We start from the raw sequence: 16,159 nt of genomic DNA on the forward strand, positions 1-16,159 counted from the left end.
CCAAGCGACTACCCCCTTCACGCCAGCCAACGAGCCGTCCAACACACGGGTTGATCGGACCACCGATCAACCCGCCTTTAACACCAGCTACCTAGCGCTGGTTGCCCTGCGGCCCAGGACTGTTGTGTAGCCATCGGTACAGCCCTGCCCGCAACGGACACGGCCCGGGCTCGAGGGCAGGACTGCTTCCGTGGACGCGGAATGAGACGACAAGCTAGCTAGCTAGGCTCGGATCAGAGCGCTCGCCGGGCCACCCACGGGCCGCGAGGTGGTGTCACCCAGGGCCAAATCAGGCGGCGCGAGAGCGCGTCGAATAGGCGTAGAGGCGCACTTGCAGCCGATCTTGCGCGATTCCCAAGCTGCGAGTTCCTGGGCCCAGCCGTCAGCCGGACGGGAGGCCGGTGCTTGCCAGCGTCAGCGATGATCGCTGCGTGGTCGAGAAGGAGTTCAGGACTCGCGGTGGTGTTGCCTACGTGGATCCACAAGTTGGGACGTGGGGACGCCCACAGCTTCATCGGAGGGCAACATGGCCCTTTGCCCGGCTCCGCGTCGGAGCGCAGGACATCGTGATCTCCTCAGTCTTCGGAGAGTTCCGAGTTAGGCGGACGAGCCTGGTCTCGATCTCGCGCGTCCGTCTCGTCCCCGTGCTGGCCGATGGCTTCAAGTTTGTGGCGCACGGCCACGACGAAGCAGTGATCTTTTGGGCTATTGGCGTCCGCAAAGTGTCGGACGAGTTGCGGCGCCACAGATGGACGTTGGAAGACGCCTAGTACTCCAACGTCACTTCGCCTGTCTGCGCTGGTAGTGGGCTCGTCGGGCTCGGGCTTGGGATGTTCGTCGCCAGGTCGACCAGTGCAGGGCGCGCGCTGGTGGTAGCGGTGTGGCGAGGACGAAGGCGTTGAGGAGTCGGCGGATTTCGGCGATGGTCAGCGCGATGATGTCCGGATCGGGGTTGGGCTGCTGAGCGGCGAGGACGGCCAGGGCGAGCATGAACAGGGTGATGAAGCGGTGCCAGCCGGTCCAGCTGCGGACGTGGTAGTGGTCCAGGCCGACCTGGCCTTTCCCTGTCTGGAACAACAGTGCTCACGAATACCGGACGGTGCCGAGGGCTCTGACCTGCGGTGATTTGGCCGAACGGTGCGGCGTGACCTCCCAGAGAACACCGAAGTGCCTAAGGCTCCCTGCTCGCGGTCCGGCTAGTGCCGCCTGTCGCCCGGTTGGCCTTTCTCGCCGCGCCCTCCTGCGGAAGTACGCGCCCGGCAGCGACGACGGTGAGGACCACCACGGGGACAGCGAGGCAGACCTGCGCCACCGATCGCGCTACCCACGCGTCCGGCTCGACGCCGATCAGACCCAGGCCGATGGTCCCCAGGTGCGCGGCGGCCACGCCGAGCGCAATCGTCAGCCACACGGAAGCGGCCTTCGGACCGGGCAGGACGAGCCGTCCTACGAGGCCGATCGTGGTGCCGATCGCAACGGCGCCGAGCAGACTGCTGCCACTCACCGGCGTCGCCCTCTTCTATCCGTGGTCGGGCTGGCGGGCGCATTGCCGCGCGCAGGTCCTACCGCGAGCCCCGGGTTGTCGTGCGAGGGCTGCGCGGCCGGCGCGGGTGACGCGACGGTCTCTGCGGGCCGGCCCAGGTCGGCGGTGTCGCGGATCCGCCGGATCCGCAGCTGCGGCGCCCGCACGGTGAGTACTCGGCCGCGACGAGTCAAGCGGCGTTGGACTTCCAGGAGCAGGCCGATCGCTGCCGCGTCCACATGCCGGCACTCGGACAAGTCGATCACCCTTCCGTTGGCTTCGGGGACATCACCCCATCCCTGGCCGCGCTGGCCCCGGACAGCAGGCGCAGGTCGAGTTCCTCGATGATCTCGATCTCGACCAGGGGCACCCGACGCTCCGGCCGGAGCGGAGGGCGTGTTCACGAATCTCTCCTACGCGCTTCTCGTGTTGGTTGCGGCATCCCTGGTCACTCTGGGTGCGGATCGTGGAGGTCGTTCCGCAGGCTCATGACAGTTGCGTGACAAAGGTGAACTGGTTCTCGCGCTACTGCTCGCCGTGCTGGAGGGCGGCCCCCGCCGGGCGGTGGACCTCGGTCTACGGCGTGGCGACCTTGGCCCGCGGCTCTGGCTTCCCGGCGATGTTCCTCACTGGCATCGTGGTCGGCGACGCCCGCGCGCCGTGCCGGCGAGCAGGTCCGGCTGGGTCGGTGCTGCGCGCCGGTGGCCACCCTGGCCACCGGTCTGCTCCTCGGCTACCTCGTGGCCCGGTCCCGGCACCGCGTCTGACGCCGGTCAGCCCCCGATCAGCCGGCGGATCTCCGCGGCGGCGGGATGCGCCGGTGCGACCGCGAGGAACCGGCGCAGCGTCGTCGGGGCGTCCGCGGGGCTCGTGCCGCGCTGGGCGAGCCCCAGGACGAGCAGGCCGTCGGGCGACTCGGGCGCGTGGTCGAGGACCTCCCGGGCCTGCCGCCCGGCTCCGGCCGCGTCCCCCGAGCGCAGCAGGGCGAAGGCGAGACGCAGCCGGATGGCGTCGTCCGGACGATCCCGCAGGACCTCCTGGTACATCTGCGCGGCGGCGGCGTAGCGCTGCTGGCCTTCCAGGTCCCGGGCCAGCCCCAGCGCGACCGCCGTCGGATCGGTGCGGGGGGCCGCGGCCGGTGGGGTCAGCCGGTCCGCGGCCACGGCCACCGCCGCCACCAGGCAGACCAGGGCAGCGGCCGTCAGGCGCCAGACGGGCCGCGGTGACCAGCGTCGGGCCGGCGGGCCCGGCTCGTCGCCGTCGGCAGGACGCCGGGCCCGCAGCGTACGTGCCGCGGCGATGCCCGCCCCGAGCAGCGCCAGCGCGGGTACCGCCCACAGCAGCAGGCCCGGTCCCCGCACCGGCGGCTGCGCCAGCACCTCCTCGCCGTAACGCGCGACGAACCAGCGGCGGATCTCGTCCGGACTGCGCCCCTGCGCCGCCTGGTCGGCGATCACCTGCCGCATCGAGGCGGCGATCGGCGAGCGGGAGTCGGCCACCGATTCGCCCTGGCAGGCGGGGCAGACGAGGTCGGCGGCGATCGCGGCCACCGGGTCCGTCCGGCCGTCCGGCCCGGTCGAGCGGAGCAGTCCCGCGCCCGCCGCGGCGAGCAGCGCGGCCAGCGCGAGCGTGACACCCAGGCGCCGGATCACGGCGCGGCCAGCAGGGGCGACAGTCGGTCGTCGAGCCACTGCCGGGTGACCACGCCGGGCTGGTGCGCGACGATCCGACCGTCCCGGTCCACCAGGTAGGTCTCGGGCACGCCGCGTACGCCCCACTCGATCGCCCGGGCACCGTCCGGGTCGGGCAGCACGGTCAGCGCGTCGCCGGCCCGCGCCTCCTGCAGCAGGGCGCGGACCGCGTCGGGCCCGTCGCGGAGGTTGAGTCCGACCACCCGTAGCCCGTTCGGTGACCACCGTCGTGCGGTCTCGGCCAGCAGCGGCAGTTCGTCGCGGCAGGGGCCGCACCAGGAGGCGAAGACGTTGACCAGCACCACCTGCCCGTGCAGCGCCGCCAGGTCGAATCGGGCGCCGTCGAGGGTGGTGCCGGTCAGCGCGGGCGCGGCAACCACCGGCGGGGGCCGGTTGTCGACCGGGCCGGTGCGGTACCCGGTGACGACGCCGCCGAGGCCGAGGGTCAGGAGCAGGATCGCCGCCGGAACCGGCCGGATCCGCCGCCACCACGCCCGGGCCGGCCGGCTCATCTCGATGCCCCCGCCGTGGCCGGGACGGACCGTCCGGCGGGTTGCGGTCGCCGCCGTGGCCGGACCGTGCCGGAGAGCGCGAGCAGTCCGGCGGCCACGGCGATCGCGCCGCCGGCCCAGACGAGACCGACGAGCGGGTTCACCGCCAGGCGTACGGTCGCGCTGCTCCCGTCGGCGGCCACCGCGAGCAGGGTGAGGTAGACGTCGCGGCGGGGACCGGCGTCGATCGCCGGTACGGTGACGGCCATGTCCCGCGCCGGGTCGTAGCGCAGCGCCGGGGCGGCGGCGCGGCGGTGGCCGTCAGCGGAGACGGCCAGGCGGGCCCGGACGGTCATCCGGCCGGCGGGTGTGGCGCGCTGCACCGACTCCAGCCGCGCGGACACGTCGCCCACCCGGATCGTCTCGCCCACCCGCAGGGTCCGCTCGTCGACCTGCTCGTACGTCGCGGACGCCGCGACACCCACCGCGAGCACGGCGAGGCCGGCGTGCCCGAGCGTGGCCGCCCGGCGCCGGCTTCGCCGGATGCCGCCGTCGCGCGGACCGCCGAGGGCGGTGAGCAGGCCGGTGAGCACGAAGGCAGCCGCCCCGAACGCGGTGAGTGCCGCGGCGCCGGGTCGGCTGAGCAGGCCGACAGCGGCCACGGTGGCCGCCGCCGCCGCGGCGGGCAGGGCGAGCCGGCGGAGCGCGCCGGCCCGTTCCCGGGCCCGCAGCGCGGGCGGCAGCCCGGCCAGCACCAGCACCACCACGGCCAGCGGGACCGCGGTGCGGTGGTAGTAGCCGGCTCCGACGCTGGCCCGGCCGCCGGTGATCGGCTCGGCGAGCAGCGGCAGCACCGTGCCGATCAGCACCACGGCGGTGAGACCGACCAGGAGCACGGCGTTGACCAGCAGGGCGGCGGGTCGGGACCAGAGCGCGGTGCCCGCCCGGGCGGGCGCGGGTTCGCGGCGGCCGGTGAGGACCGTGGCGGCCAGCACGGCGAGCAGCACGAAACCGAGCAGCAGGGGCCCCAGCGGCGACTCGGTGAAGGCGTGCACGCTGGCCACGGAGCCGGAGCGGGTCAGGAACGTGCCGAGCAGCACCAGCAGGAATCCCGCGCAGGCCAGGACACTGTTCCACCGTTCCCGGCCACGGCCACCACCCAGGCTGGTGTGCAGGAAGGCGGTGGTGGTCAGCCACGGCAGCAGGGAGGCGTTCTCGACCGGGTCCCACGCCCAGTAGCCGCCCCAGCCGAGGACCGCGTACGACCACCAGGCGCCCAGGACGATGCCGGCGGTGAGCGCGGTCCAGGCCACCAGCGCCCACGGCCGGGCCAGCCGCAGCCAGTTCCGGCCGGCGGGCCCGGCCAGCGGAGCGGCCAGCGCCAGCGCGAACGGCACGACCAAGCCGAGGTATCCGGCGTACAGCAGGGGCGGATGCACCGCCATGGCCACGTGCTCCTGCAGCAGCGGATTCGGACCCGGCCCGTCCGGCGGGGCCGGGTCCACGACCCGGAACGGGTTGGCGGCGAAGGTGGAGAGCGCGAAGAAGCACGTGGTGACCACGCTGACCACGACCATCGCGTGGGCGCGCAGCCGGTCCGACCGACCCCGCGCGAGCAGCGCGCCGTACCCGCCGAGGACGAGGAGCCAGAGCAGCAACGACCCGTCCATGGCCGACCACATGCTGGTCATCGCGTAGGGGAGGGGCACGTGCCGGCCCCCGTTCTCGGCGACGAACCGCACGCCGAAGTCGTGGACCAGCAACGCCGCCTCCAGCGTCGCACCCGCCGCGAGCGCGGCGAGCAGCGCGCCGACCGAGGCCAGGCGCGCCGGCCGGGCCGGCGCCCCGAGCAGGGCGACCCGGAGCCAGAGCAGCGCGGCCAGCGGCGCGATGAGCAGGCCGGCGACCAGACCGGCGGTGCCGAGGTCACCGAGCACCGGGTGACTCCGGGGCGGGGGAGGGCCGGTACTCGTTGCCGTGCCGTACCACCAGGTGGTCGGCGTCGAACACCCCGTCGGTGCCGAGCCGGCCCTCGACGACGGCGTCCTGGCCCTCGCGGAACGTCTCCGGTGGCACCCCGTGCTGCCGCACCGGCACCTCCTGACCGGACCCGCCGAGCCGGAACACCACGAGGTCGCCGTCCTGGTGCACGGTGCCAGGCACGACCTCGCCGCCCAGGCGGACCCGCTCGCCGATGGCCGCCGGGTCGCCGAGCACCTCTGCCGGCGTCCGGTAGTAGGTGAGGGTGTCCCGCAGGGCGCCGGTGACGAGCAGGGCGCCGCCCGCGAGCAGGACCGCGACCAGGGCCAGTCGCCCGGGACGTCGGATCACCGGACCAGGTCCGGCCGGCGGGCTGGTGGCCACGGGCGGGCGGCGTGGCGGGCGTCGAACTGCCGCTGCAGCCGCAGCACCCGGTGGGCCAGCACCCAGGTCGCGGCGACGGTCGCCGCCGCGACGGCCAGGAGCAGCGCCAGCGCCATCCGGGGGTCGATCGGTGGCCGTTCCGGCGCCAGCATGGTGGCCTGCTGGTGCAGCGAGCGCCACCAGAGCACGGAGAAGTGCACCACGGGGACCAGCAGGAAGCCGGCGACGCCGAGTACGGCCACGGGCCGGGTCACCCGCGGGTCGCCGTGCGGCGGCAGGCCGGCCCGCTCGGCGAGCGACCGGCGCAGGGCCAGCGCGGCGGCGTACGCCAGGAACAGCAGCGCGGTCGCGACCAGCCGTGGGTCCCAGGCCCACCAGGTGCCCCAGACGAGGTGTCCCCACAGCGAGCCGGTGGCGAGCGTGAGCGCCGTGAGTACGACGCCGATCTCGGTCGCGGCCAGGGCGACCCGGTCCCACCGGGCGTCGTTGCGCAGCAGATGGGCGCCGCTGGCCACCAGGACGACGGCGAACGCCAGGTAGGCCACCCAGGCGGCCGGCACGTGCAGGTACATGAGCCGCTGTGCCGGGCCCTGCCCGGCGTCGGTCGGGGCCAGCAAACCACCGGCGAGGCCGGCTCCGGCAGCGAGGCCGGCGGCGGTCCACGCGGTCGTACGCCGTGCCGCGGCACCGTGTGGGGAATCCGCGGTCAGTTCCACGGTGGAGCTTCGCATGATCGTCCCGTTCCGCGCCGTTGCTCGCCTGCTGCCTACGAGACCCCAACGTATCGGCTGCTTCTCGCCTATTTACTCCAAAAAGCATATTTCGTCCTACGCCTGATTAGAGTCGGCTCCGGTGGACACCCGAGCTGAATCCAGGACATCGACCCGGCGCCTCGCCCGGGCGGCGGTGCTGGGTGTCCTGCCCGCCCTGGCCGGCTGCGCCGGCGGGGCGCCGTCGGCCCTCGATCCCGCCGGCACCGGCGCCGGACGGGTCGCCGACCTGTGGTGGGTACTGTTCTGGATCTCCATGGCGGTGTTCGCCGAGGTCATGCTGGTGCTGGCCTGGGCGCTGGTGTTCCGCCGCCGGCGGGACGCCCGGGTCCGGCACGGCCAGCCGCTGCGCTTCGTCACGATCGCCGGCGCCGGCATTCCGCTGGTCGTCCTGGTGACCGTCTACGCGCTCGGCCTGCGCGACCTCGCGGCGCTGGGCGACGGACCGGGACCACGGGCGACCACCATCGAGGTGACCGGCCACAAGTGGTGGTGGGAGGTGCGGGTGGCGGGCGTCGCCGGCGCGACCGCCAACGAACTGCACATCCCGGTGGGGGAGAAGGTCCGGATCCGGCTGCGGACCGCCGACGTGCTGCACAGCTTCTGGGTGCCGCAACTGATGCCGAAGACCGACCTCATCGCCGGCGAGGTCCGGGAGACCTGGCTGCGGGCCGAGCGGGCCGGCACCTACCGGGGCCAGTGTGCCGAGTACTGCGGCACCCAGCACGCGCACATGGCCCTGCTCGTGGTGGCCGAGGCCCGCAGCGACTTCGACGCCTGGCGGGCACGCCTCGGTGCGCCCGCCGCCCAGCCACAGACCGACGCGCAGCGGCGCGGTCAGCAGACGTTCGCGCAGGGCACCTGCGCCGGCTGCCACGCGATCCGGGGCACGGAAGCCGCCGGGCGCGTCGGTCCGGACCTGTCCGACGTCGGCTCCCGCTGGAGCATCGGCGCCGGCGCGGTGCCGAACGACGGCGGCCACCTGGGCGGCTGGATCGCGAACTCCCAGACGGTCAAGCCCGGCAACTACATGCCGCCGCAGCCGGTCGCCGCGGAGCGGCTACCGGACCTCATCGCGTACCTGCAGTCGCTGAAGTGAGCGGAGGGGAGGCAGGCATGTCCACGACCGCGGCACCGGCCCCGGGCGCGAGCCGCGAGGAGCTGGCCCGGCTGCAGGAGCACTGGAGCGAGCGCCCCTCGCTGCGATCCTGGTTCACCACCGTGGATCACAAGAGGATCGGCCGCCGCTATCTGGTGACGGCCGGACTGTTCTTCGCGCTCGCCGGACTGAGTGCGCTGGCGATGCGCACCCAGCTGGCCCGGCCGGAGTCGGGGCTGCTGTCCCCTCAGGAGTACAACCAGCTCTTCACCATGCACGGCACGGCGATGATCTTCCTGTTCGCCACCCCGATGCTGTTCGGCTTCGGCAACTTCCTGGTGCCGCTGCTGATCGGATCGCGGGACATGGCGTTTCCCAAACTGAACGCGCTCGGCTACTGGGTGTTCCTCTTCTCCGGGCTGTTCATGTGGGCGAGCCTGCCCTTCGGCGCCGCGCCCAACGGCGGCTGGTTCGCCTACGTGCCGCTGACCGATGAGCAGAACACCCCCGGCCTGCACATGGACGTCTACAGCCTGGGACTGCTCTTCCTCGGCATCGCCACCACCGCCGGGTCGATCAACTTCATCGTCACGGCGCTGAAGTTGCGCGCACCGGGAATGTCGCTGAACCGGGTGCCGCTGTTCGTCTGGGCGATCGTCGCCACCGCCTTCATGGTGATCTTCGCACTGCCGGCGCTCAACCTCGACAACGCGATGCTCTTCCTGGACCGCCGCTTCGGCACCCACTTCTTCGACCCCGGCGCCGGCGGAAACGTGCTGCTCTGGCAACACCTGTTCTGGATCTTCGGGCATCCGGACGTCTACATCATCGTGATGCCGGCGCTGGGCATCGTCTCCGCCGTGCTGCCGGCCTTCACCCGGCGGGGAGTGGTGGGCTACCCGCTGATCGTGCTGGCCATCGTGTCCATCGCGATCATCTCGTTCGGGGTCTGGGTGCACCACATGTTCGCCACCGGGCTGCCGCAGCTCTCGTACAGCTTCTTCAGCGCGGCCAGCACGATCATCACGATTCCGTCCGGCATCCAGATCTTCGCCTGGCTCGCCACCATGGTGCTCGGCCGCCTGGTCCTCCGGGTGCCGCTGCTGTTCGTCATCGGCTTCATCGTGACCTTCGTGCTCGGCGGCCTCACCGGCACCATGTTCGCGCTGACCGCGTTCGACCAGCAGGTCACCGACTCCTACTTCGTCGTCGCCCACTTCCACTACGTGCTCATCGGCGGATCGGTCTTCCCGATGCTGGCCGGCATCTACTACTGGCTACCGAAGATCACCGGGCGGATGTACCACGAAGGGCTCGGCCGGTGGGCGTTCTGGCTGGTGTTCGCCGGTATGCACCTCACGTTCTTTCCCATGCACCTCTACGGCCTGTTCGGCATGCCCCGCCGGGTCTACACCTACCGCAGCGAGGACGGCTGGGACGGCTGGAACCTGGTCGCCACCATCGGCTCGTACGTGCTGGCGCTCGGGTTCCTGCTGGTCCTGGCCGGCGTGGTGCACACCATCCGGCGCGGCCGCCCGGCACCGCCGGACCCATGGGGTGGCGACAGCCTGGAATGGTCCACCGACTCGCCGCCGAAACCGTACAACTTCCCGGTCCTGCCGCGCGTACACAGCCTGCACCCGACCTGGGACGAACCCAGCCGGGAGTCGATGGGCGCAGGCGCGGAACCGGACCGGATCCTCGCCGACGGCCGACGGACGCTGTTGACCAGCGAGCTCGACGGGCGGCGCGAACGTGTCGTGGAGATGCCCGAGGCCTCGTTCCAACCGCTGGTGTTGGCCCTGGCGATGCTGGTCTTCTTCACCGCCATGCTGCTCGCCTGGTACCCGGTGGCCGCCCTGGCCGCCGTGGCGGTGGCCGTCACCCTGGCGGTCTGGCTGTGGCCGCCGCGCCGACCCGACCGGGAAGTCGGGGTGAGCCCGTGAACGCGAGGAGCGCGCCGGGTTCGCGAGCCCCGCGGTCGCGGACCGAGGGAGGCCGGGCATGACCGGAAGCACGTCGGCCACCGGCACCGAGGCCCTCACCACCGAGCTGCCGGTCGGCCGATCCACCGGCTGGTGGGGCATGGTGATGTTCGTCGTCACCGAGGGAACCCTCTTCGCCTGCCTGCTCGGCAGCTACTTCTACCTGCGCTTCCAGTACGGAGCCCAGTGGCCGCCGCCGGGGATCGAGGAGCCGAAACTGCTGCGCCCGCTGGTGATGACCGCCGTGCTGCTGCCCAGCAGCCTGCCGGTGATCTGGGCCGAGCACGGCATCCGCAAGGGCGAGCGGTGGCGGCTACGCTCCGGCCTGGCCGCCACCATCGTGCTCGGGGTGACGTTCCTGGCCCTGCAGGCCAGCGAGTACGCCGAGAAGCTTCGCGAGTTCACCATGACCACCGACGTCTACGGCTCGCTGTTCTACCTGATCACCGGCTTCCACGGCCTGCACGTGCTGGTCGGGCTGACCATGCTCGCCTGGCTGCTCGCCGCGTCCCTGCGCGGCGGCAGCTTCGGCGCCCACCGGCACGACCGGGTCCGCAACGCCGCCATCTACTGGCACTTCGTGGACGCGGTCTGGGCCGCCATCCTGTTCACCATCTACCTCTCGCCGAGGCTGTGATGAGCGCCCATCCCGGCCCGCGCGCCCGCCTCGCCGGCGGGCTGCTGTTCTGGTACGCCGTGCTCGGGGGCGCGTTCGCCTGGGCGGTGCACCTGCTGGCCGGTTGGGGCGTGGACGAGCTGACCTGCGCCGCGGGGTCCGAGCAGGTCGGGCCCCTGCCGCTGCGTGCCGTCGTCGCCGCCGCGGTGGTGCTGCCCGCCCTGGCGACCGTGGGCGCGCTGCTCGCCGCCGCCCTGCTGTGGCGGCGCACCGCCCCCTCGCCAGGAGAGGGCGAGGACCGTTCGGTGGGCCGCAGCCGGATGCTCGCCGTCGTGGGCATCTGGTCCAACCTGCTGTTCCTGACCATCATCGTGCTGGGCGGTGTCGCCCTGCTGGTGCTGCCGCCATGTCAGCGGTGACCGCCGCCGTCGGGGACACCGGCGAGGTGACCGGCGGGCTGCTCGCCATGCTGCTGACCGCCGCCCTGGCGCTGCTCGCCGCCGCGTACGGCCGGGGCGTGCACGAGCTGTGGGCGCGGCGCGGCATCGGCGACGTCCTGCCCGGCTGGCGGGTGGCCGCCTTCGGGGTCGGACTGTTCACCGTCCTGGGCGCCCAGAGCGGCCCGGTCACCGCGCTGGCCGAACGGGGCCTCGCCGGGCACATGACCCAGCACATGCTGCTGCTCGTCGCCGGTCCGCTGTTGGCCGCCGGCGCCGCCGGCCTGCCATTCACCCTGGCCTGTCCGGCGACCGCCCGCCGACGCATCGCCCGCCTGCGCGTCGCCGCGGGCGTCCGGTGGCTGCGCCGCCCCGTGGCGGTCGCGCTCGTCGCCGGCGGCGGCCAGACGGTGGTGCTCTGGTTCTGGCACCTGCCCGTGCCGTTCCTCGCCGCCGAGCGGCATCCGGCCCTGCACGTGCTGGAGCACGCCTGCTTCGTCGGGTCGGCCTGGCTGCTCTGGGCGCCGCTGCTCGGCACCGCCCGGCACCGGCTGCCCGCGCCCACCGGGATGCTGCTGCTGATCGCCACCATGCTGCCGGCGTCCGCGCTGGGCGCCGTGCTCACCTTCGCGCCCCGGCCGGTGTATCCGCCCGAGGTTCTCGGTGCCGACCCGCTGGCCGACCAGCAGCTCGCCGGGCTGCTGATGTGGGCCCCGATGGACGTGGCGGCGCTGGTCGTCACGCTCGCACTGTTCCTGCGCTGGCTGCTGGCGCAGCAGCGGCGGCGCCCGGAGCGGGTGACCTCGCCCGAGGGGGACGGCCGGCTGACCACTACCGAGGGAATGGTGACGTGAAACGCAGCGTCCGCACGCCGCTGACCATGCTTCTCGCGCTGCCACCGCTGCTGGCCGCGCCCGGCTGCGCGAGCACCGATCCGCCCCCACCACCCGAGGTGCGCGCCGGCCAGCCGGACCGTGGCGCGGCGCTGATCGCCCAGTACGGCTGCGGCTCCTGCCACACCATCCCCGGCATCAACCGGGCGGACGGACTGGTGGGGCCCCCGCTGACCCGCTTCGGGTCCCGCTCCTACATCGCCGGCAAGCTGGTGAACAACGCGGACAACCTGCAGCACTGGATCGCCGACCCGCAGGCGGTCGAACCGGGCACCGCCATGCCGGACCTGGGCGTCAGCCCGCTGGACGCCCAGGACATCGCCGCCTACCTGTACACGCTGGACTGAGCGATGGCCGTCTGGACGTACCGGTGGTGGCACCCGGCCCGGGCCGCGGCGGCCGGGGCGGTGATCGCGCTGGCCGCCGGGCCGGCGGCCCTCGCCGCGCCCGCCGCAGTCGCGCCCGCGCCGGCGAACGCCGCGCCCGCGCCGGCGCCTGGAAACGCCGCGCCCTCGCCGGCGCCCGGAAGCGCCGCGCCGGCCCCTGCCGCGGGCGAGGAACTGTATCGGCAGAACTGCGCCAGTTGCCACGGCGACCAGGGCCAGGGTGCGCAACGGGGACCGTCCCTGATCGGGGTGGGCGCGGCGGCGGTCGACTTCCAGGTCGGCACCGGACGGATGCCGATCGCGCGGGAGATGCAGCAGCCGCGCCGTGGCGAGCCGGTGTTCTCGGCGGACGAGATCGCCGCCCTGGTCGGGCACGTGACCAGCTTCGGCGGTGGAGGCCCGCAGATCCCCCGGGTGGGTGGGGGCAGCCTCACCAGCGGCCGCGAGCTGTTCGCCGCCAACTGCGCCCCGTGCCACGGCGCCACCGGCGCGGGCGCGCCGCTGACCAACGGCTGGATCGCCCCGCCGCTGTACGAGGCCACCCCGGTGCAGGTGGCCGAGGCGATCCGGGTGGGCCCCGGGCTGATGCCGGTCTTCCCCAGCCAGGTCCTCACCGACCAGCAGGTGGACGACCTGGCCGCCTACGTGCAGCGGCTGCGCAGCGAGCGCCTGGACCGCGGCGGGAATCCGCTCGGGCGGCTCGGCCCGCTGGCCGAGGGCCTCGCCGCCTGGGTGGCCACGCTCGGCCTGCTCGTTGCCGCGGCCCGCTGGTTGGGCCGGAGGGCCGGCGAGTGAGCCGGCGGCCACGGGTGGCACCGGCCCCACCCGGTGTCAACCGGCGCATCATCCTGTCCTTCCTGGTCAGCGCCGCCGGCGCGACCGGCTTCGCGGTCACCTACGGCCTGGGCGGGCAGACCCAGTGGGAGGGAGTGTGCCTCGCGGTGGCCTTCGCCGGGCTGGCCATCGGCCTGGCGATCTGGGGCCGGCGGCTGGTGCCGGTCGGTGGCTACGTCGAGGAGCACGAGGGCTTCGCGCCGCCCCCGGACGAGCAGGCCCGCACGGCGGCAGCGCTGACCGCGCCGGACAGCCCGATCCGTCGCCGGGGTCTGCTCGCCACGCTCGGCCTGGCACTGACCGCGCTCGGTGTCGCGGCCCTGTTCCCGCTCCGGTCGCTGCTGCCCTGGGACCGTGCCCGGCCGGTGCGGGCGCGCACGGACACCCCGTGGGGTCCCGGGGTGCGGCTGGTCACCGCGGACGGCCGGCCGCTGCGCCCCGCCGACGTGCCGGCCGGCACGGTCGTCGGCGTGTTCCCCGAGGGCGCGACCGACGCCGGCGACGGTCCCGCCTTCGCGGTACGGCTGTGGCCGGAGCGGTTCACCCGGTCGCCGTCCGCCGGGCACCTGGACGGTCTGGTCGTCTACTCCGTGCTCTGCACTCACGCCGGCTGCCCGGTACGGCTCTATCTGAAGGGCACCGGCCGGCTGCTCTGCCCGTGCCACCAGTCCTCCTTCGACCTGTTTGCCGACGCCCGACCCGTTGCCGGTCCGGCCGCCCGGCCGCTGCCCGGCCTGCCTGTCGAGGTCGACGCGGACGGGCACCTGCGGGCCACCGGCGACTTCACCGCGCCGCCGGGAGCGGGATTCTGGAGCCGGCCATGATCATGGATCGGTTCGCCCGCGCCCTCGACGACCGGCTGCGGCTGTCCCCGGTGGCCCGCAAGGCGCTGGCGAAGGTCTTCCCGGACCACTGGTCGTTCATGCTCGGCGAGATCGCCCTCTACTCCTTCGTCGCGCTCATCCTCACCGGCGTCTACCTGACCCTGTTCTTCGACCCCAGCTCCGCCGACCGGGTCTACCACGGCTCCTACGAGCCGCTGGACGGCAGCACCACCTCCGCCGCGTACGCCTCGACGGTGCGGCTGAGCTGGGACGTCCGGGCCGGGCTGCTGATCCGGCAGACCCACCACTGGGCAGCGCTGATCTTCGTGGCCGCCATCCTGGTGCACCTGATCCGCATCTTCTTCACCGGCGCGTTCCGCAAGCCTCGGGAACTGAACTGGCTGGTCGGCGTCACCATGCTGACGTTGGCCCTGGCCAACGGCTTCACCGGCTACTCCATGCCCGACGATCTGCTCTCCGGTCTCGGCCTGCGGATCATCGTCTCGGTGGTCGAGTCGATACCGCTGGTCGGCTCGTGGTTGGTCGCTCTCGGCCTGGGGGGCGAGTTCCCGTCCGACGAGATGATCCCGCGGATGTTCGTCACCCACGTGCTGCTGGTGCCCGCGGTGCTGGTCGCCCTCGTCTCGGTGCACCTGGCGATGATCGTGCGGCAGAAGCACAGCCAGTTCCCGGCTCCGGGGCGCACCGAACACAACGTCGTCGGCTCCCGGCTCTATCCCAGTTACACCCTGCGCTCGCTGGCACTGTTCCTCTGGATCCTGGCGGTGCTGTTCGGCCTCGGCGGGCTCGTGCAAATCAACCCGGTCTGGCTCTACGGGCCGTTCGCGCCCGCCCAGTCCACGTCGCCCGCGCAACCCGACTGGTACGTCGCCTGGGGCGACGGCGCCCTGCGGCTGTTCCCACCCTGGGAGATCCACATCGGTGGGCATCTGGTGCCGGCCCCGTTCTTCCCCGGCGTGGTGCTCGGCGGCGTCACCTTCCTCGCCCTGTACGCCTGGCCGTTCCTGGAGCGGTGGTGCACTGGAGACCGCAGCCCGCACCAGCTGCTCGACCGGCCCCGCGACCACCCGGTCCGGATGGGCGTGGGCGTGACGGCCCTGACCTTCTTCGGGGTGCTGGTCGTGGCGGCCGGCGACGACATCCTCGCCCGGCTGCTCCGGGTACCGGTGTACGACCTGCTCAACCTGCTGCGCGTGCTGGTGCTCGTGCTGCCGTTGCTGGCCGGTGCGCTGGCCTTTCTGCTGGCCCGGGCGCTGCGTCGCGGCGACGCGGCGCGTCTCGGCGAGCTGACCCGGGCGGACCTGCGGGCCGCCCGCCGGCCGGCGGGCGGCGCCGACGCGCGGGCGGAGCAGGACGAGCCGGAGGTGCCGGCCCCCGACCGCGCCGGGGAACGGATCGAGCTGTGGTCCGAGGGTGACGTGTGGCGCTGGCGTTACCGGGACGAGGCCGCCAGCGTCGCCATCCTGAGCAACCGGGTGGTGCCGACCGAGCAGGAGGCGGTCGAGTCGGCCCGGCTCGCCTACCCCGGCGTCGACCACGTGACCGTGCCGGGTCCACCGCCGCCCGCACCACCCGGCCGGGTGCGCACCACGCTGCGCCGCTGGGGTAACGCCGCCCTCGGCGCGTCGCTGCTGCTGGCGGCCCTCCGCCAGCGCAGGAGCCGGCGCCGGGGCGGCGGTCGGGACGGGTCTGCGCCGCGATGAACGCCGTCACGGCCCTCATCGGTCACCCGGGCTGGCTGGTCTGGGTCGCACTGAAGGCGTTCCTGCTCTACGCGACCGCCGTGCTCGCCATGCGCGTCGGCGGCCGGCGGACCCTGGCCGAGCTGTCCGCGTACGACTTCGTGGCCGCCGTCGCGGTGGGCGCGATCGTCGGACGCCTGCCCAGTGCCCCGGACGCGAGCTACCTGTCCGGCGCGGTGACGCTGGTCGCCATCGTGGCGGCCCACGCGCTGATCACCTGGGTACGCCTGCGGCCCGCGGGCCGGCGGATGATCGAGAAAGGGCCGGTGGTGGTCGTGGCGCAGGGACAGGTGCTCAACGGCAACCTGCGGCGCGCCGGGCTGACGCGCGCCGATCTCGACGCCCTGCTGCGGGAGCACGGAGTGGGTGAGGTCGACGGCGTGCACCTGGCGGTCCTGGAGGGCCGCGGACGGCTGTCGGTACTGCCCCGGGAGGCGGAGCACCGGTGAGGACGGCGCGTGGAAATTGGCCCGCCGCCAGGGTG

General features: G+C 73.5%; 17 protein-coding genes and 1 pseudogene. 10 read left to right on the top strand and 8 right to left on the bottom strand.

Going from position 1 to position 16,159, the window contains the following annotated elements; all coding sequences use genetic code 11:
• Positions 1-780: 780 nt before the first annotated feature.
• From AB0I11_RS28590 to ccsA, 8 genes and pseudogenes are all read right to left on the bottom strand, one after another.
• Positions 781-1,074 (bottom strand): annotated as a pseudogene (locus AB0I11_RS28590) (IS701 family transposase); the annotation flags it as partial.
• A 97-nt stretch (positions 1,075-1,171) separates the two neighbouring features.
• Entirely contained in the window at positions 1,172-1,504 is a 333-nt protein-coding gene (locus AB0I11_RS28595) for a hypothetical protein (protein WP_357327366.1), read from the bottom strand.
• Positions 1,501-1,788 carry an STAS domain-containing protein gene (locus tag AB0I11_RS28600; protein WP_357327369.1) on the bottom strand — a complete coding sequence of 96 codons (288 nt, stop codon included), beginning with the start codon at positions 1,786-1,788 and terminating at the stop codon, positions 1,501-1,503. Before AB0I11_RS28600 ends, AB0I11_RS28595 begins: the two co-directional genes overlap by 4 nt.
• Positions 1,789-2,295: 507 nt before the next feature.
• Positions 2,296-3,174 carry a cytochrome c-type biogenesis protein CcmH gene (locus AB0I11_RS28605; protein WP_357327372.1) on the bottom strand — a complete coding sequence of 293 codons (879 nt, stop codon included), beginning with the start codon at positions 3,172-3,174 and terminating at the stop codon, positions 2,296-2,298.
• Entirely contained in the window at positions 3,171-3,725 is a 555-nt protein-coding gene (locus AB0I11_RS28610; protein ID WP_357327375.1) for a TlpA disulfide reductase family protein, read from the bottom strand. Before AB0I11_RS28610 ends, AB0I11_RS28605 begins: the two co-directional genes overlap by 4 nt.
• On the bottom strand, positions 3,722-5,641 hold the full coding sequence (locus AB0I11_RS28615; protein WP_357327378.1) for a cytochrome c-type biogenesis CcmF C-terminal domain-containing protein: 1,920 nt from the start codon (positions 5,639-5,641) through the stop codon (positions 3,722-3,724). Before AB0I11_RS28615 ends, AB0I11_RS28610 begins: the two co-directional genes overlap by 4 nt.
• Positions 5,631-6,035, bottom strand: coding sequence for a cytochrome c maturation protein CcmE (locus AB0I11_RS28620; RefSeq protein WP_357327381.1), 405 nt, complete (start codon positions 6,033-6,035; stop codon positions 5,631-5,633). Before AB0I11_RS28620 ends, AB0I11_RS28615 begins: the two co-directional genes overlap by 11 nt.
• Complete coding sequence (gene ccsA / locus AB0I11_RS28625) at positions 6,032-6,799, bottom strand: cytochrome c biogenesis protein CcsA (RefSeq protein ID WP_357327384.1); 768 nt, start codon at positions 6,797-6,799, stop codon at positions 6,032-6,034. Before ccsA ends, AB0I11_RS28620 begins: the two co-directional genes overlap by 4 nt.
• 121 nt (positions 6,800-6,920) lie before the next feature.
• Here ccsA and AB0I11_RS28630 point away from each other — a divergent pair, with 121 nt between their 5' ends.
• From AB0I11_RS28630 to AB0I11_RS28675, 10 genes are read left to right on the top strand one after another with little or no spacing between them, the layout of a single operon-like run.
• Positions 6,921-7,937: a c-type cytochrome gene (locus tag AB0I11_RS28630; RefSeq protein WP_357327387.1), complete on the top strand. Its 1,017-nt coding sequence runs from the start codon at positions 6,921-6,923 to the stop codon at positions 7,935-7,937.
• Positions 7,938-7,954: 17 nt separating this feature from the next.
• Positions 7,955-9,883 (top strand): cytochrome c oxidase subunit I, encoded by a 1,929-nt coding sequence (ctaD, locus tag AB0I11_RS28635; protein WP_357327390.1) that lies wholly within the window; start codon positions 7,955-7,957, stop codon positions 9,881-9,883.
• Between the two features lie 58 nt (positions 9,884-9,941).
• Complete coding sequence (locus AB0I11_RS28640; RefSeq protein ID WP_357327393.1) at positions 9,942-10,559, top strand: heme-copper oxidase subunit III; 618 nt, start codon at positions 9,942-9,944, stop codon at positions 10,557-10,559.
• Positions 10,559-10,957, top strand: a complete 399-nt coding sequence (locus AB0I11_RS28645; protein WP_357327396.1) for a hypothetical protein — start codon at positions 10,559-10,561, stop codon at positions 10,955-10,957. The genes AB0I11_RS28640 and AB0I11_RS28645 overlap by 1 nt, the downstream gene beginning before the upstream one ends.
• The gene (locus tag AB0I11_RS28650; RefSeq protein ID WP_357327399.1) at positions 10,945-11,829 is read left to right on the top strand and encodes a cytochrome c oxidase assembly protein; all 885 of its coding nucleotides are present in this window, start codon (positions 10,945-10,947) and stop codon (positions 11,827-11,829) included. The genes AB0I11_RS28645 and AB0I11_RS28650 overlap by 13 nt, the downstream gene beginning before the upstream one ends.
• Positions 11,826-12,215 (top strand): c-type cytochrome, encoded by a 390-nt coding sequence (locus tag AB0I11_RS28655; protein ID WP_357327402.1) that lies wholly within the window; start codon positions 11,826-11,828, stop codon positions 12,213-12,215. Before AB0I11_RS28650 ends, AB0I11_RS28655 begins: the two co-directional genes overlap by 4 nt.
• A gap of 3 nt (positions 12,216-12,218) precedes the next feature.
• Positions 12,219-13,049 carry a c-type cytochrome gene (locus AB0I11_RS28660; RefSeq protein ID WP_357327404.1) on the top strand — a complete coding sequence of 277 codons (831 nt, stop codon included), beginning with the start codon at positions 12,219-12,221 and terminating at the stop codon, positions 13,047-13,049.
• Positions 13,046-13,912 carry a Rieske (2Fe-2S) protein gene (locus AB0I11_RS28665; protein ID WP_357327407.1) on the top strand — a complete coding sequence of 289 codons (867 nt, stop codon included), beginning with the start codon at positions 13,046-13,048 and terminating at the stop codon, positions 13,910-13,912. Before AB0I11_RS28660 ends, AB0I11_RS28665 begins: the two co-directional genes overlap by 4 nt.
• Complete coding sequence (locus AB0I11_RS28670; RefSeq protein WP_357327410.1) at positions 13,909-15,636, top strand: cytochrome bc complex cytochrome b subunit; 1,728 nt, start codon at positions 13,909-13,911, stop codon at positions 15,634-15,636. The genes AB0I11_RS28665 and AB0I11_RS28670 overlap by 4 nt, the downstream gene beginning before the upstream one ends.
• Entirely contained in the window at positions 15,633-16,124 is a 492-nt protein-coding gene (locus AB0I11_RS28675) for a YetF domain-containing protein (RefSeq protein ID WP_357327413.1), read from the top strand. Before AB0I11_RS28670 ends, AB0I11_RS28675 begins: the two co-directional genes overlap by 4 nt.
• Positions 16,125-16,159: the final 35 nt, after the last annotated feature.

Source organism: Micromonospora sp. NPDC050495, from assembly GCF_040655175.1.
GTDB lineage: Bacteria > Actinomycetota > Actinomycetes > Mycobacteriales > Micromonosporaceae > Micromonospora.

Bases quoted from the DNA above. Each gene is read 5' to 3' on its own strand.
- AB0I11_RS28610 (WP_357327375.1), bottom strand. From the start codon at position 3,725: ATGAGCCGGCCGGCCCGGGCGTGGTGGCGGCGGATCCGGCCGGTTCCG.
- ccsA (WP_357327384.1), bottom strand. From the start codon at position 6,799: ATGCGAAGCTCCACCGTGGAACTGACCGCGGATTCCCCACACGGTGCC.
- ctaD (WP_357327390.1), top strand. From the start codon at position 7,955: ATGTCCACGACCGCGGCACCGGCCCCGGGCGCGAGCCGCGAGGAGCTG.
- AB0I11_RS28640 (WP_357327393.1), top strand. From the start codon at position 9,942: ATGACCGGAAGCACGTCGGCCACCGGCACCGAGGCCCTCACCACCGAG.
- AB0I11_RS28645 (WP_357327396.1), top strand. From the start codon at position 10,559: ATGAGCGCCCATCCCGGCCCGCGCGCCCGCCTCGCCGGCGGGCTGCTG.
- AB0I11_RS28650 (WP_357327399.1), top strand. From the start codon at position 10,945: ATGTCAGCGGTGACCGCCGCCGTCGGGGACACCGGCGAGGTGACCGGC.
- AB0I11_RS28660 (WP_357327404.1), top strand. From the start codon at position 12,219: ATGGCCGTCTGGACGTACCGGTGGTGGCACCCGGCCCGGGCCGCGGCG.
- AB0I11_RS28670 (WP_357327410.1), top strand. From the start codon at position 13,909: ATGATCATGGATCGGTTCGCCCGCGCCCTCGACGACCGGCTGCGGCTG.
- AB0I11_RS28675 (WP_357327413.1), top strand. From the start codon at position 15,633: ATGAACGCCGTCACGGCCCTCATCGGTCACCCGGGCTGGCTGGTCTGG.